This window comes from Janthinobacterium sp. Bl 1 (assembly GCF_058215535.1).
On sequence record NZ_CM177086.1, the window covers coordinates 5,797,456 to 5,818,011 of the forward strand.

Genomic DNA, 20,556 nt, shown 5'->3' on the forward strand with positions numbered 1-20,556 from the left:
TCTTGATGTAGCGCAATGGCATGACTTCATAGTAAAGATATCTGGCAAACCACACAGTGCGTTAGCGCACTCAACGGAAAATATGTGCAAATCAGCAAATTTCCCATTGGGTGCGATGCAGGTCTCATAGCCTCATGCGCCCACGGCCAGCGCCGCGTGGCGGGCAGCCACCCATTCCTCGTTGGCCGGCTCCACGCCCACGACGATGCGGCTGGCATCGGTGGAAATGCGGCTGGCGTTGCGCGCATTCGCCTCCCCGTCAAGCACCGGGCCGATAAACCCCAGCTCGTCACAGATGCGCTGGCGCAGCTCGGCGCTGTGCTCGCCGATACCGGCTGTAAACACCAGCATGTCCAGCCCACCGAGCACGGCCGTCAGGGCGCCGATCTCGCGCACGATGCGGCGGATATACAAGGCCAGCGCGGCGCGGATGCGCTCGCCCGTGGCATCCTGCCGGTCCTGCTGCGCCAGCAAGACCGGCGGGTCGGCCGACACGCCCGATACGCCCAGCAAGCCCGACTCGTGGTACAGCACGTGCGCCACTTTTTCCAGCGACAGTTTTTCGATCTCCATCAGGTAGATCACGGCGCCCGGATCGAGCGAACCGCAGCGCGTGCCCATCATCAGGCCATCGAGCGCCGAAAAGCCCATGGTGGTGGCCACGCTGTGCAAATTCTCCATCGCGCACAGGCTGGCGCCGCTGCCCAGGTGGGCCACGATGACCTTGCCGCGCGCGACAGCGCCAAAACGCTGCTCCAGCACCAGCGACTGGTATTCGTATGACAGGCCGTGGAAACCGTAGCGGCGCAAGCCCCGCTCCCACGCATCGTAAGGCAGGGCCAGCATCTGCTCGACCTGCGGCACCGTGTGGTGAAAGGCCGTGTCGAAGCACGCCACCTGGGCGATGTCGGGCCGCGATTCGAGCAGCACCTCGATGGCTTCCAGCGCAAACGGCTGGTGCAGGGGCGCGAGCGGCACATAACTTTTCAGGTCGGCCAGCACGGCAAAATCGATGCGCACGGGGGCGAAATATTTGCTGCCGCCATGCACCACGCGGTGCGCCACGGCGCGCAGCGGACGCCCGTCCAGCTGCGCCACCACTTGCGCGCGGATGTATTCGAGCGCCGCGTGATGCGGCTGCTGCGGATCGAGCTGCAGGGCGACGGCCGGCAGGCCGCCGGCGCGGTAGGTGGCGTTTTCGCGGCCGATGCCTTCGACCTTGCCGCTCCATTGCGCCTGCTGCGGCAGCACGCCGCCCGTCTGCTCGAACAGGGCAAACTTGATGCTCGACGAACCGCAATTGAGCACGAGGATCAGGGTGCCATCGGCATGTTGGACTGCTGCGTTCATGGCGGCGTGCTCCGGTAATGGTTGGCCAGCATCACGGCGATGGCGCACGAGGCGATGCGGCTGGCGCGCGAGTCGGCGCGGCTGGTGAGGATGACGGGGATTTTCGCGCCCAGCACGATGCCGGCGCTGTCCGCGTCGCCCATGTATTCGAGCTGCTTGGCCAGCATGTTGCCGCTTTCCAGGTCGGGCACCAGCAGGATATCGGCGCGGCCCGCCACCTCGGAGACGATGCCCTTGACGGTGGCGGCGGCGATCGACACGGCGTTGTCGAAAGCCAGCGGTCCGTCGAGGATGGCGCCCGTGATCTGGCCACGGTCGGCCATCTTGCACAGGGCGGCCGCGTCCAGGGTGGCGGGCATGTCCGCGTTCACGGTTTCCACGGCAGCCAGGATGGCCACGCGCGGGCAGGCCACACCGATCACGTGGGCCAGGTCGATGGCGTTGCGCACGATGTCGGCCTTCATGGCCAGGTTCGGTGCGATATTGATGGCCGCATCCGTGATGATGAAGGGGCGCGGATACGCGGGTGTCTGCATCAGGAAGCAGTGGCTGATGCGGCGCTTGGTGCGCAGGCCGGCGCTGGCCGACAGCACGGCCGACATCAGTTCATCCGTGTGCAGGCTGCCCTTCATCAAGGCTTCCACTTCGCCCTTGCCCGCCAGTTCGGCGCCGCGCGCGGCGGCCGCATGGCTATGCTCGACGTCGTCGATGGCGATGCCTTCCAGGCTCAGGCCAGCCTCCAACGCCACCGCTTCCAGGCGCGCGCGCGGCGCCACCAGCACGGGGGTGATCAGGCCGGCCGCATGCGCGTCGAGCGCGCCGGACAGGCTCAATTCATCGCAAGGATGGATCACGGCTACCCTGATCGGCCCCAGGGTGCGCGCGTGCTCGAGCAGGCGCCGCGTGCCGTCGCCGTTATGCAGACGCACTTCGGGCAAGGTGGCGCGCGTCCGTTCGATCTGCTCGGCGGGCGCGATCACCTGCGCCTCGCCTTCTAGCACCACAGCGCCATGCTGGTTGACGCAGCGGCAAGCCAGGGTCACGTGGCGGCTGCGCGGTTCCAGCGCCGTGACGGTGACGCTGATAGCCAGCGTATCGCCCACGCGCACGGGTTGCAAAAAGCGCAGGGTCTGGCCCGTGTAGACGGTGCCGGCGCCGGGCAGGCGCGTGCCCAGCACGGCGGAAATGAGAGACGCGCCCCACATGCCGTGGGCGATCACGCCCTGGTAGCGGGTGGCGGCGGCAAATTCCGTATCGAGGTGCTGCGGGTTGTCATCGCCCGACATCACCGCGAACAGGGCGATATCGTCCATGCTCAGGGTGCGCGTGATGCTGGCCGTGTCGCCGATGGCGATCTGGTCGAAGGTACGGTTGCGTACGATATTCAAATCATCGTCTAGGGGAGTAGTCATCGTGGTCTTCTATACAGGGGTAATGTGTTTGGCCGGTTTGGCTTTCGGTTCAGTCTTGGATGCGCGCACGGCCGGCGGTTGCGCCTTCGTTTGATCCTTGACCGCGCGGTCGAAGACGTCCAGCATCTGCTGCAGGCTCGCTTCCTCGTCCGGCGTCGGCGCCTCGGGCACTTGCAGCACTTGCTGCAGCCACCCGGCCAGTGCACCGATGTCGTCAGGGTCGGCGCGCGACAGCAAGGCCGGCAAGGCGGCGATGGCCGCATCGAAATCATGCAGCATCAGGCGCGCCTGCTGGCGCACGATACCGCGGAACTCCTCCATGCCAACGTCCTGCCGGTATTGCGGCTTGATCAGTTTGAGGGCCAGGTTGACCCTGCGTTCGTCGGCAATCATGCGGAAGCGGTAGATATAGAACAGCGCGCGCACGGCCGCTTCCACCAGGCCACCCCGCTGCATGTCCTCGTCCATCTTGCGCGTTTCGCAGCGCACGTATTCGCAATGCTCGGGCGAGATGCCGGGATGCGGGCGCGGCGGCGTCGTATCGCCGATGGCTTGTCCCGTCAGCGCCTGCACCAGCGGCGAACCGTACACCAGGTCGAAGGTCGTTTCCTGCACCGTGTCGCGCCAGTCGCGCCAGCCGTTCAAGCCGGCCGTGATGGCGCCGGAGATCGCTTCCTGCATGGCCAGCAGCGGATTGTCGGGCGCTACCGGCTGGCGGTGGGCGCGCACTTTTTCCGCCTCCCTGGCCACCAGCCTGGCCAGCGGATTGTGGTCGGTCCAGCGCTCGTACGACACGCGCAGCGGGTGCGCCAGCTGCAGGAAGCGCGCCGTCTGCGGCGTGACCATGGCGCGCACCCATGGCTGCGCAAACGTGCGGTACAGGGCCAGGTTCACCTCGGACACGCGCGCGGCGGCGGCGAACTTGCGGTCGTTTTCCACGCTCGGCTGCACGATGGCGCGCACGTCGTCGATGCCGCGGTGCTCGACCTGCAGCACGTAGTCGCCGCTGGCCAGGTCGGCGTTCGGCGTGTCGGGCGTCTTGTCGACGATCCGCGCTTCGTAGATACCGGCCGGCAGCAGGTTGATCAGGTCGATATTGCTGGCGAATTTCTGGTGTTCCTTGTGCCCCACCTTGGCCGACACGAAGATGCCCAGGTGGCCGATGCTGTCATGCACGGCGTAGACGATGGTCTGGTCGTGCATCAGCACGTCCTTGTCGTCGCGGTACAGGTCCGTGATCCAGCCCAGCGCCTGCGGCGGCGGCGTGATGTTGTCGCCATTCGAGCAGAACACGACGATGGGCGAACGGATATTGCGCAAGTCCAGGCGCACGCCGTCGGAGGTGATCAATTCGGCCGTGGCCAGGCGGTTGCCGATGAACAGATTGTCGACGATGTATTGCATCTCGACGTCGTTGAGGAAGACGTGGCCGCCCCAGTATTTTTCAAATTCCAGGTAACGGGGCGCTTCCGTATCAATGTTCGCGTACAAGTTGTACTGCTTGCTCCACAGCGTGTTGGCCGGGTTCAGTTTTTCGAAATTCTGCACCAGGCTGGCGCCGTCGAAGCGGCCGTTACCCAGGTCGCCCGCCAGGGCCGTGGCCCAGCTGCCGCCCATCAGGCCGCCCGCGTAGCGCATCGGATTGCGGCCATGCCAGCCGGCCCAGTACGAGACGGGCGCGCCTGCCACGATGATGGGACCGAACAATTCCGGGCGCATGGCCGCCGTCATGAGGATTTGCCAGCCCGCCTGGCAATTGCCGATGACGACGGGTTTCCCCTCGCTGTGCGGATGCAGGGCGATGACTTTTTCCAGGAAGGCCGCCTCGGCGTGCATCACGTCTTCCACCGTCTGTCCCGGCACGGGATCGGGCAGGAAGCCGATGAAGTAGCATGGATGGCCGGCGCGCAGGGCCACGCCGATCTCGCTCTCGGCCTTGAAGCCGCCGATGCCGGGACCATGGCCGGCGCGCGGATCGACGACGACGAACGGGCGTTTCGATGGATCAGGTTCGGGCGCATCGGGCGTCAGGATGCGCGCCAGGCCGTAGTTGACGGGACGCGCCAGCTCCAGGCCCGACATCACCAGTTCGGCGGGGAAGTCCAGCACGTTCGGCACTTCCTCGGCCATGTGTTCCTGATACTGGTTACCGCGCCGGCGCATCACGTCCGCGTACAGCACGATGCGCTGCCACGAATCGCGCGCATAGTCGCCCAGCACGCCCAGCGACGGCAAGCCGCCGGTGGAGAAAAATGGTGCAGCTTCGGTTTTCATGGCTATCCTTTTCATGCAAAAAACGCCGGACCATTCCGGCGCGGGAGCTACGCCATCTGGCTGATGGTCTTGCGAAAACGGGCGAGGGCAAACGTGAACAGGGCCGTGCCGATGGCCAGCAGGGCCAGAAACGGTTTCCACACCACGTCGATGCCGGCGCCCCGGTACAGGATCGCCTGGCTCAATTCGACGAAATGCGTGGTCGGGGCGATCAGCATGATGTTTTGCACCAGTTCAGGCATGCTTTCGCGCGGCGTGCTGCCGCCCGAGAGCATCTGCAGCGGCAGCAGCACGAGGATCAGGAGCATGCCGAACTGCGGCATGCTGCGCGCCACGGTGGCGAGGAAAATACCCATCGACGTGGTGGCGAACAGGTGCAGGGCCGCGCCGCACAGGAACAGCGCGATCGAGCCTTCGATCGGCACGTGCAGCATGCCGCGCACCACGAGGTTCAGCGACAAGGCGGCGGCCAGCAGCACCACGAGACCCATGGACCATACCTTGCCCAGCATGATTTCGGCAGGCGTCACGGGCATCACCAGCAAATGCTCGATGGTGCCGTGTTCGCGTTCGCGTATCAGGGCCGCGCCCGTCAAAATGATCGACAGCATCGTCACCTGGTTGATGAGCTCCATCAGCGAGCCAAACCAGGCCTGGCTCAGCGACGGGTTGAAGCGCGCGCGCATCACCAGCTCCACGGGCGAGACGGTTGCGCCCCGGTAGCGCTTGGCGAATTCCGATATCTCGCCGGCGACGATCTGCTGGATGTAGCCGCTGCCGCTGAAGGCCTGGCTCATGCGCGTGGCGTCCACGTTCAGCTGCAGTTCCGCCTGGCGTCCGCCCAGCACGTCGGCCTGCAGCTTGGGCGGGATCGTCAGCACGAAGGTGTACTGGCCCGCGTCCAGGCCTGCGTCGACCTGGCTCTGGTTGATCATTGCCGGCGGCGTGAACTGGGGCGGGAAGAAGGCCGAGGCGATGCGCCCGGACAGGGGCGAGCCATCCTCGTCGACGATGGCGATCGACGCCATGTGCAGGGTTTCCGGCTTGGCCGTGGCGGCCACGTAGATGGCCAGCGTGAACGTGTAGAGGATCAGGATCAGCATCATCGGATCGCGGATCAGGCTCCAGATTTCCTTCACGCCCAGGCGGTAGATGTTTTCAAGGTGGCGCATATCAGCTCTCCTGCTTCTTCAGCAGCGCCACGGTCACGCCGAGGATCACGGGGATCGCCACGATCAACGGCCAGAACGAGGCGTGCAGGTCGCCCAGCCCCAGCGCCTTGTTGAACACGCCCCGGCTGATGTTGAGCATGTGCGTGGCCGGGTACATCAGGCCGATGGCCTTGCCCACGCCTTCCATCGACGAGACGGGATTGAGCAGGCCGGAAAACTGGATGGCCGGGATCATGGTGCCGATCATGGTCACGAACAGGGCCGCGATCTGGCTGCGCGTAAAGGTCGAGGCGAACAGGCCGATGCCGGTAGCGCAGATATTGAAGATGAAGGTGGCGCCGATCAGGGTCGCCAGGCTGCCCTTGACCGGCACGCCAAAGGCGGTGACAGCCAGCAGCGCCATGAGAAGGAAGTTGAACATGGCCAGCACGACGTAGGGCACCTGCTTGCCGAGCAAGAATTCCAGGCGCGTGACGGGCGTCACGTACAGGTTGATGATGGAACCGAGTTCCTTTTCGCGCACGACGGACAGCGCCGCCAGCATGGCCGGCAGCATCAGCAGCAGCAAGGGAATCACGGCCGGCACCATGGCCGGCAGGCTTTTCACGTCCGGGTTGTAGCGGTAGCGCGTCTGGATGGCGACGGGGTTGCTCATCGTGACGCCATAGCGGTGCAAGGCCTGGTCGGCCAGCCACAGCTGGTGCATGCCCTGCACGTAGCCTTGCACGGTTTCCGCGCGCATCGGCATGGCGCCGTCGATCCACGCGCCCACCTGGGCCGGCGCGCCGCGCTGCACGTCGCGCGCGAAGCCGGGCGGGATCTCGATGGCCAGCGACAGTTCTCCGCTGCGCATGCGCTTGTCGATATCGGCATAGTCGCGCAACGGCGCTCGCTCGATGAAATAGCGCGAGCCGGCCAGGTTGTTCGTGTAATTCTGGCTCAACGTGGTCTGGTCGTGGTCGAGCACCGCGTAACTCAAGTCTTCCACATCGAGGCTGATGCCGAAGCCGATGACGAACAGCAGCAGCACGGAGCCGCCCAGCGCCAGGGTCAGACGCACGGGGTCGCGGCGCAGTTCCAAGGTTTCGCGCCACATATAGCTGAGCATGCGGCCCAGGCTGAAACGGTTGCGCCTACGCTTCTGGTGCGGTGCGACCGCTTCCGCCTTTTGCACGGGCGCCTCGCTTTCCTGCGCCGCCGGCGCCGTGCCGCCGCCCGCCTCTTCCAGGTAGGCGATGAAAGCCGCTTCCAGCGAAGGCGCACCCTTCTTGCGCACCAGTTCGGCCGGCGCATCGCTGACCAGTACTTTCCCCGCATGCATCAGCGAGATGCGGTCGCAGCGCTCGGCCTCGTTCATGAAGTGGGTGGAAATGAAAATGGTGACGTGGTCGCGCCGCGCCAGCTCGATCATCAGGCGCCAGAAATTGTCGCGCGCGATGGGGTCGACGCCGGACGTCGGTTCGTCGAGGATCAGCATTTCCGGCTTGTGCACCATGGCCACGGCCAAGGACAGCCGCTGGCGTATGCCCAGCGGCAGGCTGTCGGGCAAGTCGTCCATCACCGCGCCCAGGTCGAAGCGCTGCGCCATCTCGTCGATGCGCGCAGGTATCTCGCCCTCTGGCACGTGGAACAGGCGCGCGTGCAGCACGAGGTTCTGGCGCACCGTCAGTTCGCTGTACAGCGAGAACGCCTGCGACATGTAGCCGACCCGGCGGCGCGTGTCGATATCGCTGGAATCGACCTGCTTGCCGAACAGCCAGGCCTTGCCTTCCGTGGCCGGCAGCAAGCCCGTGAGCATCTTCATGGTGGTCGACTTGCCGCAGCCGTTCGAGCCCAGGAAGCCGAAGATTTCGCCGCGGCCGATGCGGAAATTCACATGGTCGACGGCCGTGAAATCGCCGAAGCGCATGGTCAGGTCCTGCGCCTCGATGGCGACGTCCTGCGCGCTGGCAGCATCGAGCGGCGTGATGACGACGGGCTGGTGGCCCGCGCGCTTCGCTTCCGGCAGCAGCTTGATAAAGGCCGCTTCCAGGTTGCCGCTGTCCGTGCGCGCCAGCAGTTCGGCCGGCGTACCCGTATCGAGCACCTTGCCGTCATCCATGGCGACCAGCCAATCGAAGCGCTGCGCCTCGTCCATGTAGGCGGTGGCCACCATCACGCTCATTTGCGGGCGCTGCACGCGGATGCCGGCGATCAGGTCCCAGAACTGGGCGCGCGCCAGCGGATCGACGCCGGTAGTCGGCTCGTCGAGAATCAGCAGGTCGGGATCGTGGATCAGCGCGCAGCACAGGCCCAGCTTCTGCTTCATGCCGCCCGACAGCTTGCCGGCCGGGCGCGCGAGGAACGATTGCAAACCCGTACTGCGGGTCAGCTGGTCGATGCGGCGGCGGCGCTCGGCCGCGTCGTGGCCGAACAGGCGCGCGAAAAACTGCAGGTTTTCCTCGACCGACAGGGTCGGATACAGATTCTTGCCCAGGCCTTGCGGCATGTAGGCGATGCGCGGACAAACGTCGTCGCGGTGGCGCGCATCGCGCATGTCGCCGCCGAGCGCCATCACGCTGCCCTGCTGCACGGCGCGCGCGCCCGCCACCAGCGACAGCAAACTCGATTTGCCCACGCCATCGGGACCGATCAAGCCCACCATGCGGCCGGCCGGCACGTCGAGGTCGATGCCGTCCAGCGCCACCGTCTTGCCGTAATGCTGGCTGACGCCGCGAATGCTGACGACAGGGGAATTGTTAGCCATGGTCACTCCGGAACCTTCGCCGTCAGTTCAGCGGGCCAGGCCTGCTTGGTATCGAGACGCACCCAGGCCACGCCGGGCAAGCCCACTTTCACCAGCGCCAGATGCTTTTGCAGCAGTTCGCGGCTGATCTGCGCTTTCACGCGGAACATCAGCTTCTGGCGTTCGCTGGCCGTTTCCACGGTCTTCGGCGTGAACTGCGCGCTGGCGGCAACAAACGAGATCGTCGCCGGTATCACGTACTGGGGCGCCGCGTCGAGGATGATGCGCACTTCGCCGCCCAGCGCCACCTTGCCGGCCGCCGTTTCGGGCAGGAAGAAAGTCATGTAGACGTCGGACAGGTCGACCAGGTTGAGCACCTTGCCGCCGCCGGCCAGCACTTCGCCCTGCTGCGCCACCAGGTATTGCACACGGCCGTCGCGCGGCGCCGCCAGCTGGCCATCGGCCAGGTCGGCATCGATGCGTGCCGTCGTCGCCTCGGCCGCCACGACGGCGGAACGCGAACCGACCACCTGCGCCTTGGCCGCGTCGATGGCCGCCTGCGCCGCCGTCACCTGCGCCCTGGCCGCATTCAGGGCGGCGGCCACGCTGCGCACGCGGGCGCGGTCGTCGTCGAGTTCCTGCACCGAGGACGCGCCCTCTTTCGACAGGGTCTCGGAGCGGGCCAGGCGGCGCTTGGCCGCATCGAGTTCGCTTTCGCGCTGCGCCACCATGGCCAGCGCGGCCGCCTTGTCGCTCTCGCGCACGGCCACCTGCGCCTGCGCGCCGACCACCGCATCGGATGCCTGCTGCTGGCGCGCGCGCGCCTCGTCGCGCTGGGCCGCCAGCGAGTCCACCTGCATGGTGGCCAGCGGCTGGCCCGCCTTGACGAAGTCGCCCTCGCGCACGAGGATCTCCTTGACCCTGCCGGCCAGCTTGGTGGCAACGTCGATTTCCGTCGCTTCGATGCGGCCATTGCCGCTGACAAAACCTTCGCCAGGACCCGTGGGACGCATTTTTTGCCAGGCCACATAGCCGAGCACGAGAACGGCCACGACGAGCGCCGCGGGGATGAGTTTTTTCTTCAGTTGAGCATTCATGGTATCGGGGCGATCAAATTAGTGGGTGGAAGCGGCGGCAGAGGCGACGGGCGCGCCGCCGCCCAGGGCTGCATACAGGCTGACCTGGCTCGACAGCAGCGCGCGGCGCGTCTGCACCAGCTGCTGCTCCACCGTCAGCAAGTCGCGCTGCGCATCGAGCACTTCCAGGTAGGGCGCGGCGCCATTGTCGTAGCGCAGCTTGGCCAGGCGCGCCCGTTCGCTCTGCGCCGCCAACGTCGTCTTGCCGATGTCGACCTGCAGCGCCAGCCAGCGCCGGTTCGACAGCGCGTCGGCCACTTCGCGGAAGGCGCCCTGCACGCTTTTTTCATAATTGGCCACGGCCACGTCGCGGCGCACCTCGGCAAGGTCCATATTGGCGCGCAAACGGCCCGCGTCAAAGATCGGCAGCACCAGGCGCGGCGCGAGATTCCAGGCGCCGCTGCCCGAGTCGAACAAACCGTTCAATTCCGCGCTGGCCGTGCCGTAGGCAGCCGTCAGTGAAATCGTCGGGAAGAAGGCAGCGCGCGCGGCGCCGATATTGGCTTGCGCGGCACGCAACTGGTGTTCGGCCGCGATCAGGTCGGGACGCTGCGTGAGCAAGGCCGATGGCAGGCCCGCATGCAGCGGCTGCAGCACGCTGGCGTCGTCGAAGCGGCGCACCTCAGCCACCGGCGCCAGGTCGACGGGGCCGCCCACCAGCTGGGCCAGCGCGTGCGCCTGCACGGCGCGCGCCTGTTCCAGCTGGGCCGACAGCGAGAGGGCCTGGCTGAGCAGGGTTTCCACCTGCGTCAGGTCCAGCTTGGAAATCGAGCCTACCTCAAAGCGGCGGGTGAAGATGCACAGCGATTCGGCGCGGCTGTCGACCGTGGCGCGCGCCAGTTCCACCCTTTCGTCGAGTTCACGCAAGCCCAGGTAGCCATTGGCCACCTGCGCCACGAGGGCCACGCCGACGGCGCGGCGCGCCTCGTCGCTGGCCAGCAGGGTTTGCAGCGCGCTGTCTTTCAGGCTGCGCACCCTGCCCCAGAAATCGAGTTCCCAGGCGCTCACGTTCAAGCCCGCCTGGTACTGCGCGCTGGTCATGGCGCGGCCCGTCGGACTCAGATCATCTGGCACGCGTGCGCGGCTGCCGGAGGCGCCCAGCGCGATGGTGGGAAATTGCTCCGCGCGCTGGATGCCATACGCGGCGCGCGCCTCTTCCACGCGCAACGCGGCGATGCGGATGTCGCGGTTGCTGGCCAGCGCCTGCGCAATGTGCGCCTGCAGGCGCGGGTCGGCAAAGTAGCTTTGCCAGGCGACGTCGGGTGCGTGCGCGCCGGCCGGATCGGTTTCCGGATACTGCGCCGCCACGGGCAGCGGCGGTGGCGCATACGGCGGCGCCATCGAGGCGCAGCCGGCCAGGGCCAGCGTGGCTGCCAGGGCGGCCAGCATGGCGCGGTGTGGCAAGGTAAAAACAGCCATGGTCATCATCTTCCAGTCAATTCAGAATGTTGTAGCCGCCATCGACGTACAGGGTGCCGCCCGTGATGGCACGCGCGCCGTCGCCGGCGAGGAAGGCGCACAGCGCGCCCACGTCCTCGATGGTGGCCAGGCGGCGCATGGGCGAACGTTCGATGGCGTCGGCCATCAGGCGGTCGAAATGGGCAATGCCGGAAGCGGCCCGCGTTTCCAGTGGCCCCGGCGAAATGGCGTTGACTCTGATGCCTTGCGGGCCCAGTTCGGCGGCCAGGTAACGCACGGACGCTTCCAGCGCCGCCTTCACGGGCCCCATCAGGCCATAATCGGCGATGACTTCCTCGGCGCCCAGGTAACTCATGGTCATCAAGCTGCCGCCGTCCGGCATCAGCGGTTCGGCCAGTTTCGCCATGCGCATGAAGGAGTGGCAGGAGACATCCATCGCCTGCGCAAAGCCGTCGGCCGAGCTGTCCGTCACGCGGCCATGCAAATCGTGTTTCGGCGCATAGGCGATGGAGTGAACAAGGAAATCGAGCCGCCCCCACTGCCGTTCGATCTGCGCGAACATCGCCTCCAATTGCCCCGGCACGGCCACGTCGAGCGGCGCCATGATGGACGCCTGCACTTGCTGCGCCAGCGGTTCCACGTGCGTTCTCGCCTTGTCATTGAGCCAGGTGACGGCCAGTTCCGCGCCGGCCGCACGCAGGGCGCTGGCGCAGCCCCAGGCGATGCTTTGCGCGTTGGCGATGCCCACCACCAGCCCCTGCTTGCCCTGCAAAGGCAGGTGGGGCAAGCCGGCCGTCATGCCGGGACTGGACGCAGGGCGGGCCACGGCGTGGCCGCATGCACGCTACGCACGGCGCCGGCGCGCATGGCGGCGGCGCACATGGCCAGGGTAACGCCGCCAGCACGCGCATACGGCAAGGCAATCGGAGTGTGGGGATGGAGGGTACTGCACGCGTCAGGCGTGGGGGTCTGCATCTTCATGAATCGGCTTCCGTCACTGAAATTCGAGGCCGGCACCAGTGCATTCTCGGGGAACTGGTACAGGGCGAAAATTACTCTACAGCATTTAGATACGTGATTCGCGATGAGTCCGGTCCGCATGCTTATCGTTTTGAGCTAGGTCAACTATAAGTGCGATTGCGGCAATGCAACATTGATATACATCAAATTCTACATCAATATTATTTAAATGAACTAATTGACAAGCAAGCGAATCGCGGTGCCTTTTTGATAACTCCGTGGGGCTGGCGCACAGAAAGGCAGCCGTGCAAAAAGAAAGGGGATTGCCTGAAAAACAAGCGGTGGGGCGACTTGGCGCGCGGCGCCAGGCGGGGAGCGGGAAAAATCGGGGCCATGCTATTGCGATGCAACATGGCCCCATGCACTACTGGAATGACAGGAGCGGCCTTATTTGCCTGGCGCCGGGGCCGGACGCGAATACAAATCGATGATGGTGCTGATGCCATCCTGGCAAACGGAGCAGAACGTCTCGCTGCGGTCGAACATGATGCACTGCATCTCGGGCCGGTAGTAGCCTGACGACTCGTAGTGCGCGCCTTCGAAGGCGCCTACCGCATGGCGCTGCGGCGCTTTCGAGAACAGCTGCTGCGTGTACGCCAGGTCGGCCTTGAACAAGGTGCTCATTTCGCTTTCCGGGCGGTTGGCCGCGCGCAGGGCCGCGCGCTGCTTCTGGTATTCGCGCGCATGGCTGTCGTACGCCTCCTTCGGCCATGGCGTCGGCAGCGGTGTGCCCGCCTTCACATGGTTTTTCCATTTCAGCTTGGCCGGATCGCGCAGCGCCGTGGCGTTCGGCTCCCACGGTTCCTGGCGTTCGCCATTCGACTGATAGGCCACGGGCGAAGTGTAGTACTCGTCGGCCAGGCCGGCGAAATGGTGGCCGAATTCATGCACGAACAGGTAATTGGCCCAGTCATTGTTGGCCGCCGCCGTGCTGAACTGGCCGAAGATGCCGCCGCCGCCGTAGGTATCGTTATTGACGAGGATTTCGATGAATTCATACGGCGCATACTGCGCCAGGTCGCGCAGTGCGCGGTTGTCCGTCGTCAGCACATAACGCTCGCTGCCGAAGATGTCGTAGCGCGTGCCCAAGGGCGACGCATGGTGCATGCCCGTCGAGGGACGCGACACGCCCGACTCCGGCGTCGGCGCGGCCATGGCCCACACATTGAAGTCATTGGCCCGCTCGCGAAATGGCGACACGGTAAACAGATGCTCGGCCAGCTTGCGCGCCGTCGCTTCGAACTTGCCCATTTCAGCGGCCGTATAGCCGTCGCCCATGATCAAGAGGTCGACCTTGTCGCTGGATGGACCACTGATGCGGATCGGGATCGGCTTGACGGGCGCCGGCGGCTGCTTGCGGATCACGTCCTGCGCGGCAGGATCGACATCGGTGCTCCACGCAATGGAAAACAGGCCGCGCTCGTCGCGCTTGAGGATGCGCACGCGCACGGACTGCTCGGGCTGCGGGAAGCGCACGGATTCCTGGAACGCGCGCGTGGTGGTTTTCGCTTCGTCCGTGCTGGCCCACTCGCCGAAGATGGTGGAAAAGCCGCGCGAATACAGCACCTTGCCCGACTTGATGTCGACCACTTCCAGCATATTGTTACCGCGGTTGCTGTCATCGATGGGCCGCGCCAGATTGCCCGCCCATGGCAGGGGCTCGACCAGCACGCGCTCAACCGCATAATGCTCGCCCAGCGCATTGCCGCTGTGCTGGTAATCGAGACGCATGGTGGCCGGCTGGGCGGCACTGGCTGCCTGCGCGGCAGGGGCAATGCCGGCGGCCAGCGCCAGCGCGCAAAGAAAGGATCGAATCGGGGTCTGCTGCATGTCATTCCTAAAACGGTAGAAAAACAGGTGAAGGGATCGGTTTTCCAAACAATCGGCGGGCTTGCCGGCAGGCGCGGGAAAAACCGCTGCGGCACATTGTAGCGACCGGAAGGGGACGTGCAAAGCGCCCAGCTTGACCTGGCAAGGCAATCGGCTTATATTAGATTGACTAGTCTATTAATTAAAGGTAAAGCCATGCGCACCATCGATCCCGATAAACACGCGGCGCGCCGCGACGCCATTCTCGCCGCCGCGCGCAGCTGCTTTGCGCGCAAGGGCTTTCACCAGACCAGCACCGCCGCCATCTGCGCGCAGGCGGGCATGAGTCCCGGTAACCTGTTCCATTACTTCCCCACCAAGCAAGCGATCATCGCCGCCATCGTCGACCAGGAAGGCAGCGAGACGGCCGCCTATTTCGCCGGCGTGCAAGGCAGCGCCGATGCCTACGGCGCCCTGCTCGATTTCATGGATGTGGTGCTGGCACTGGCGGCCGACGCGGACTTTGCGGGACTGGCGCTGGACATTGCCGCCGAGGCGATGCGCGACACGGACATCGCGGCCAGGGTAGCGCGCAACGACGCCAGCCTGCGCGGCGGCCTGCAAGCCTTGCTGGAAGAGGCGGCCGCGCAGGGCCAGGCCGACGCCGCGCTGGACGCCGCGCAAACGGCCAGCTGGATCGCCGCGCTAATCGATGGCATCTTCAACCGGGTTGCCGTCGATCCCGATTACGCGCCGCTGGCGCAGCGGGCCAGCCTGCATCTGCTATTGGCGCGCTTCCTGCGCCCTGCCCTGGCATGAGCGCCGCCATGAACCGCTCACCGAGTACGCAGCCCGCGCGCATCGCCGACGTCGACGCCCTGCGCGGCTGCGCCCTGTTCGGCATTTTGGTCGTCAATATCGGCGCCTTCGCCACGCCCTGGTTCGGCCTGGGCTTGACCGATCCCGCCTTTCACGGCGGCGTGGACCGCGCCACGCATTTTCTCGTCGCCCTGCTGTTCGAGACCAAGTTCTACCTGCTGTTTTCCTTTTTGTTCGGCTACAGCTTCACCCTGCAGATGCAGGCGGCCGCGCGCGCTGGCGCACCGTTCGTGCCGCGCATGCTGCGCCGGCAAGCGGGCCTGTGGCTGATCGGCGCTCTGCACGCCATATTCCTGTTTCATGGCGACATACTGACCACCTACGCTCTGCTGGGCATCGTGCTGCTGGCGCTGCACCGCTGCGGCGAACGCCAGGCATTGTCCCTGGCGTTGACGCTCGTCGCCGTCTGCGTGGCGTTCTGGGCAGGCATGGCCTGGCTGCAAAGCCTGCAGCCGGCGAGCAACGACGCGCAGCTGGCCGTGGACATGGCGCAAAAAGCGGCAAGCGCACTGGCCGCCTACCGCGCCACGCCGGCTGCCGTCATCCATCAGCATCTGCGCGAACTCAGTGACATCTGGCTCGTCCTGCTGCTGGTGCAGGCCCCGTGCGCGCTGGCCATGTTCCTGTGCGGCCTGGCCGCCGGCAAGCGCGAGATGCTGCTGCATGCGAGCGACTATCTGCCGCTGCGCCGTCGCCTGCTGTGGACCGGCACGCTGGCGGGATTACCCGGCGCCGCCTTCTATGCGTGGACTTCCGTGTATGGCGACAGCCAGGCATGGCAGGTAGCGGGACTGGCTGTGGGCCTGGCCACCGCACCGCTGCTGGCGGGCGCCTATCTGGCATTGGCGCTATCTCTGTTCGAGCGCCTGCGCGACGGCACGCTGTTTGCGCTGCTGGCCGACACGGGCCGCATGGCCCTGTCGAACTACCTGCTGCAGTCGGCCATCTGCGCCGTGCTGTTCCTCGCGTATGGCATGCGGCTGATGGGCAGCGTCTCGCCGCTCGGCGCGCTGGCGCTGGCCGCCATCATCTTTGGCGTGCAGCTGCCATTGAGCCGCTGGTGGCTGCGCGGCCACGCCTATGGCCCCGTCGAGTGGCTGCTGCGGGCATTGACGGTCGCCGCGTGGCCGCGCTGGCGGAGGTAGCGCTCCGCTTACTTGTAGCGGTACAGCGGCTGGCGCAGCTGGATCGGGCGGATGTCGAGGCGCAGCTTCAGCACGGAATATGCTTCCGCCTCGGTCGAGCTGTAGCCGACGCTGTTGACGGTTTTACTGAAGCGGAACTCGAAGCCCAGGTCCGGGTACGGGTCGCGCGGGTTGCCGAAGGCGATGCCGATGGCTTCCTGCTGCGCGTTGTCGATCAAATTGCCCATCAGGTCGAGCACGGCGTTGTTGCCGAGGATATCGTTGGTGAAGACAGGTTCGCGCATGTCGGGCTGGTTCGGATCGAGCTTGTTGTCGGCCTTGTCCGGCGACGGCGTAAACACGCGCGTGACGAGGTTGAATTTGTCGCCCCGGTCCAAGTAACTGATGGCAGCATTGCTGATATTGAAATTTTTCACGCCGCGGTCGCTGATGGCGCCCGACAGGTCGATCAGCAGGGCGCCGCTGTAGCCGATGACTTCCACATCGCGCATGGCATCGACCACCATGGCGCTGTTTTCATCGATGCCCAGTCCCAGGTGGTAGCCTTTTTTCAGCATCACGGGGATCATGCGGGCAAAGCGCCCGCGCACCAGCAGATGCTGGTCGACGAACACGTCGCTGCCGATGAAGCCCAGGCCCGGCGCGATCTCGCGGCCATCCGTGACGCCCATCTTGAGCATGTCGAGCACCGGTTTGGCGTCGTAGAACATGGTCGTGCTCATGATGGCCGCGCCGGCGCTGGAACCGGCGATCACGCCGCCGTTGCGGTAGACCGACCAGATAGCTTCCAGCGCGGCAGTGCGGCTGCCGTCCGGGCGCAGCAAGGCTTGCGTGATGCGCCCCTGGTCGCCGCCGGCAAAATAAATGCCGGTGGCCGACTTGATCTGCGTGACGATGGCAGGGTCTTCGGCCGCCTTGCGGTAATCGCGGTTGGCCAGCTTGACAGCCAGCGGCACGAAAAAGGCCTCGGCGCCATATTGATTGAGTTTCCTGATGATGTTTTCACCGGATTTTTCCGGGTTCATCGCGGCCGACGCCAGCACGGCGATGCGCGCGCCCGGCCCGCCCGACAGCTTGACGATGCGCTGCCAGACTTCGGCATTGTCGGCGCGCAGGCCGCCGCCAATGATGACGAGGGTGCCCTGCGGCGCGCTGCCGATGGCACTGCCTGCGGGCGCCGCCACGGCATGGACGCTGCACAATGCCAGCACGAACAGCAGCGCGGCGCGGAAGGTGTGATACAGGTTTGAAGATGATTTCATGGTGCCTTTCGAATACAATGAAAGTGGCGCACACTTGTCGATACCGGCGCGCGCCCTTGCTGCCAAACTGCTGCTTGCAACCCAACTCCACCGAACGACGATACTACCTGCCGCATATGACAGCGTTGTTGCGGCATCCCCGGCTTTTTTTACTTGAAGCTGTAATTGGCGCTCGCATAAAAGCGCCGGCCGCGCGGGTCCGTGTAGCTGGGGTCATAGCCGGACAGGAAAAAATAGGCCTGGTTCGAGTATGGCGGACTGGTATTGAACAGATTCTGTATGCCCGCGCGCAGCTTGAACTGCTGGCTGACCGCATATGCCGCCGACATGTCCCACAAGGTGTACGCCTTCACCCGGTTCGGCTTGACCACGCTGCCATCGTCCGTGTTGATGGCCGAGTTCTGGTCATCGTAGCCGCTCGAATACGTGTTCGACAGGCTGGCCGAATACGGGCCGCTGTCCCAATCGAGTGTGATCGTGTGGCGCCAGCGCTGCACCACGCCGTCCGTGACGAAGCGATTGAGATTGCTGACAAAGGTGTCGCCAGGGCTGGTCTGGATTTTTGAACCCAGCACATACGTGCCGCTCAGGTGGCCGCCAAAGCGTCCCCATGCCGTTTTCACGCCATGCAGGTCGGCCGTGATATCGATGCCCGAGGCTTTTTGCGCGCCGCGGTTTTCCTTGCGCAGTTCGATGTAGTCGATTTCATCGTCCTCGTTGCGGTGCACGAGGTCGCCGTACTTGGACAGGTTGCCCAGGATGATGTCGTCGCCAATTTCGCTGATCAGGTCCGTGCGCCTGATGTTCCAGTAATCGAAGCTGAAGGTCCAGTGCTGGCTCGGTTCGAGCACCAGGCCGGCCGAGAACTGGCGGCTGCGCTCCGGTTTCAGCTTGTCGTTGCTGTAGCGGCGCGTATCCCAGTTCTGCGCGCAATCGGCATAATTGTTGTCCACGGTGGCGCACAACACGGGGTCGGGCAAGGTCGCCGTGCTGCTGTAGACGGTGGGACGGTGCAAGTCCGACATCGACGGCGCGCGGAAGCCCTTGCCGGCGGAGGCCCGCAGCAGCACCTGCTTGCTGGGCATGTAGGTCAGGCCGACCTTGGGACTGAGGGCGCCGCCCACCTGCTCGTAATGATCGTAGCGGCCAGACAGCTGCGCCTGCCATTGCCTGGTCAACGGCAGCAGCAGTTCGCCGTAGACGGCTTGTACATTGCGGCTGTCGCTGGTGCCCTTGCCGCCTTCCGGCGCCGCATCGTTGTTGATGTTGTCGCTCATGAGCAGCGCCGACGGACGGAATTCGGTGCGTTCGCGCCGCACTTCGCCGCCCACGGCCAGCGCCATGTCGCCGCCGCCCATGGGCATCAAGGCGCGCGACACCTTGAAGTCGAGCGAGTCCATGACGCCGTGCGCATGGCGCACCTCGTCGTCGACCTGGATGCTGTCGAGCAGCGCCCGGCCTTTCGCGCTGGAGGGCCCGAAGGGATTGATGTCGCCGGCGGCGATCCCTGCCTGCAGCTTGTCGTACAGGACGTAGCCGTGGGTATCGCGGTCTTTCACCACATTGACGCTGTGATTGAAACCCACGTCGTAATCCCAGCCGGCGAGCGTGCCGGTGGCGCCCACGACGAAGCGCTGGCTTTCGCTGGTCAGCTGGCTGGTGCGCATGCCCGCCTCGTTCAGCCGCATGCGCAGTTCCAGTTCGCGCTCCACCTGCTTGCCATCGTCATCGAGCAGCGTATCGAAGCCCGCATTGGCCAGCTGCGGCACCTTGCTGTAATCGAGGTAGCCGATCACGCGCGCCGACGACCCCACGTAATGGCTGCGCGAGCGGCTCAGCGCCACTTCCGCGTACAGCTGGTGATCGTTATTCAGTTTCAGCACGCCGCGCGTGAGCAGGTTCTGCTTGTCCGTCTTCGGATACAGCTCCGTGTCGCCCATGTAGTCGTAGGTACAGGCATCGACGCCGCCCGTGCCCGCCGGCAGGTACAAATTGGCCGGCGGCGCGCAGTTCGGAATCCCAAAATTGATCTGGCGGTTGGTGATCGGCTGGCCATTGAGCAGGAAGCCATTGTCCTGCAGGTGCTCGCGCTGGGCGCTGGACAGGCGGATATTCGCCGGGCTGGTAAAGTTCGACAGCAAATGCCCGAGGCGCTGCGGAATCTGCAGGTTCGGGATGAACTTGCGCTGCGAGGAGCGCAGACCGTCCGTTTTTTGCAGGTCGACCACGGCGAAGATATTGTAGCCATCCGCAGCCAGGTCGCCCGTGCCGGCCGTGATGCTGGCCGTGCGCTTGCCCGCGCCGCCTTCATCGGTGCGGCTGCCATAGACGTTCAGCTCCACGCCCTGGTAATCCTTGCGCGTAATGAAATTGATGACGCCGCCGATGGCGTCCGTGCCGTACAGGGCCGAGGCGCCATCGAGCAGCACTTCCACGCGCTGCAGAGCGGCGGCGGGAATGTTATTCAGGTCCACGCCCGCATCGTCGCCGGGCGAGGCAAAGTTGGCCATGCGCCGGCCATTGAGCAGCACCAGGGTCGACGAGGTGCCCACGCCGCGCAGGTTGGCGCTGTTGAAGCCGCGCTGGTCGCCGCCCACGTTGATGCTGGCGCCGTCCGTCAGGCCCCCCACGTTGGCCGACACGCGCGCCATCAACTCGGCCGCCGTCGTCACGCCCGCCTTTTCGATCTCGGCGCGCGTGATGATCTGCACGGGCAGCGCCGTCTCCGACTCCAGGCGCTTGATGGCCGAACCCGTGATCTCCACGCGCTGCATTTTTTTCGGCGCAGCTTCTGTCTCCTGCTCCTTCTCCTGCGCCTGCGCCTGCGCACCATCGCCCAGCATGCCCAGCGCCGCCGTCACGCTCAGGGCGCCCAGCGCCACGCGCACGCCTTGCGCCAGCACCCGCTCGCGTGGCAAGGAGCCGCCCTGTCTTTTCATGTGCATTGTCACTC

Annotated in this window: 14 protein-coding genes; 2 read left to right on the forward strand and 12 right to left on the reverse strand. The window is 65.4% G+C overall.

Annotated features, from left to right (window positions below; genetic code table 11):
- Positions 1 to 132 precede the first annotated feature (132 nt).
- From AC4BCN_RS26170 to AC4BCN_RS26215, 10 genes are all read right to left on the reverse strand, one after another.
- Positions 133 to 1,350, reverse strand: a complete 1,218-nt coding sequence (locus AC4BCN_RS26170) for an acetate/propionate family kinase (RefSeq protein ID WP_490492091.1) — start codon at positions 1,348 to 1,350, stop codon at positions 133 to 135.
- On the reverse strand, positions 1,347 to 2,762 hold the full coding sequence (locus tag AC4BCN_RS26175) for a bifunctional enoyl-CoA hydratase/phosphate acetyltransferase (RefSeq protein ID WP_490492092.1): 1,416 nt from the start codon (positions 2,760 to 2,762) through the stop codon (positions 1,347 to 1,349). The genes AC4BCN_RS26170 and AC4BCN_RS26175 overlap by 4 nt, the downstream gene beginning before the upstream one ends.
- Positions 2,763 to 2,771: 9 nt before the next feature.
- A complete protein-coding gene (locus tag AC4BCN_RS26180; RefSeq protein ID WP_490492093.1) occupies positions 2,772 to 5,036 on the reverse strand; it encodes a DUF3141 domain-containing protein in 2,265 nt (754 codons plus the stop codon).
- A 47-nt stretch (positions 5,037 to 5,083) separates the two neighbouring features.
- Positions 5,084 to 6,208, reverse strand: a complete 1,125-nt coding sequence (locus AC4BCN_RS26185; RefSeq protein WP_034746452.1) for an ABC transporter permease — start codon at positions 6,206 to 6,208, stop codon at positions 5,084 to 5,086.
- A gap of 1 nt (position 6,209) precedes the next feature.
- Positions 6,210 to 8,954 carry a ribosome-associated ATPase/putative transporter RbbA gene (gene rbbA, locus AC4BCN_RS26190; protein ID WP_490492094.1) on the reverse strand — a complete coding sequence of 915 codons (2,745 nt, stop codon included), beginning with the start codon at positions 8,952 to 8,954 and terminating at the stop codon, positions 6,210 to 6,212.
- A 2-nt stretch (positions 8,955 to 8,956) separates the two neighbouring features.
- Positions 8,957 to 10,030, reverse strand: a complete 1,074-nt coding sequence (locus AC4BCN_RS26195) for an HlyD family secretion protein (RefSeq protein WP_490492095.1) — start codon at positions 10,028 to 10,030, stop codon at positions 8,957 to 8,959.
- Between the two features lie 18 nt (positions 10,031 to 10,048).
- Positions 10,049 to 11,494: an efflux transporter outer membrane subunit gene (locus AC4BCN_RS26200; RefSeq protein WP_490493634.1), complete on the reverse strand. Its 1,446-nt coding sequence runs from the start codon at positions 11,492 to 11,494 to the stop codon at positions 10,049 to 10,051.
- Positions 11,495 to 11,504: 10 nt separating this feature from the next.
- Positions 11,505 to 12,287 (reverse strand): enoyl-ACP reductase FabI, encoded by a 783-nt coding sequence (fabI, locus tag AC4BCN_RS26205; protein ID WP_490493635.1) that lies wholly within the window; start codon positions 12,285 to 12,287, stop codon positions 11,505 to 11,507.
- The gene (locus tag AC4BCN_RS26210) at positions 12,284 to 12,469 is read right to left on the reverse strand and encodes a hypothetical protein (protein WP_139090717.1); all 186 of its coding nucleotides are present in this window, start codon (positions 12,467 to 12,469) and stop codon (positions 12,284 to 12,286) included. Before AC4BCN_RS26210 ends, fabI begins: the two co-directional genes overlap by 4 nt.
- A 426-nt stretch (positions 12,470 to 12,895) precedes the next feature.
- Positions 12,896 to 14,338, reverse strand: a complete 1,443-nt coding sequence (locus tag AC4BCN_RS26215) for an IgA Peptidase M64 (protein WP_490492096.1) — start codon at positions 14,336 to 14,338, stop codon at positions 12,896 to 12,898.
- A gap of 195 nt (positions 14,339 to 14,533) precedes the next feature.
- Between AC4BCN_RS26215 and AC4BCN_RS26220 the strand changes: the two genes are divergently transcribed.
- Together AC4BCN_RS26220 and AC4BCN_RS26225 are read left to right on the forward strand one after the other, a co-directional pair.
- The gene (locus AC4BCN_RS26220; RefSeq protein ID WP_490492097.1) at positions 14,534 to 15,136 is read left to right on the forward strand and encodes a TetR/AcrR family transcriptional regulator; all 603 of its coding nucleotides are present in this window, start codon (positions 14,534 to 14,536) and stop codon (positions 15,134 to 15,136) included.
- 8 nt (positions 15,137 to 15,144) lie between these two features.
- Complete coding sequence (locus AC4BCN_RS26225) at positions 15,145 to 16,341, forward strand: DUF418 domain-containing protein (protein ID WP_490492098.1); 1,197 nt, start codon at positions 15,145 to 15,147, stop codon at positions 16,339 to 16,341.
- An 8-nt stretch (positions 16,342 to 16,349) separates the two neighbouring features.
- On the opposite strand, the gene AC4BCN_RS26230 is transcribed toward AC4BCN_RS26225, so the two are convergent.
- Positions 16,350 to 17,603 carry a cyanophycinase gene (locus AC4BCN_RS26230; protein ID WP_456147760.1) on the reverse strand — a complete coding sequence of 418 codons (1,254 nt, stop codon included), beginning with the start codon at positions 17,601 to 17,603 and terminating at the stop codon, positions 16,350 to 16,352.
- Between the two features lie 149 nt (positions 17,604 to 17,752).
- Complete coding sequence (locus AC4BCN_RS26235; RefSeq protein WP_490492099.1) at positions 17,753 to 20,548, reverse strand: TonB-dependent receptor; 2,796 nt, start codon at positions 20,546 to 20,548, stop codon at positions 17,753 to 17,755.
- Positions 20,549 to 20,556: the final 8 nt, after the last annotated feature.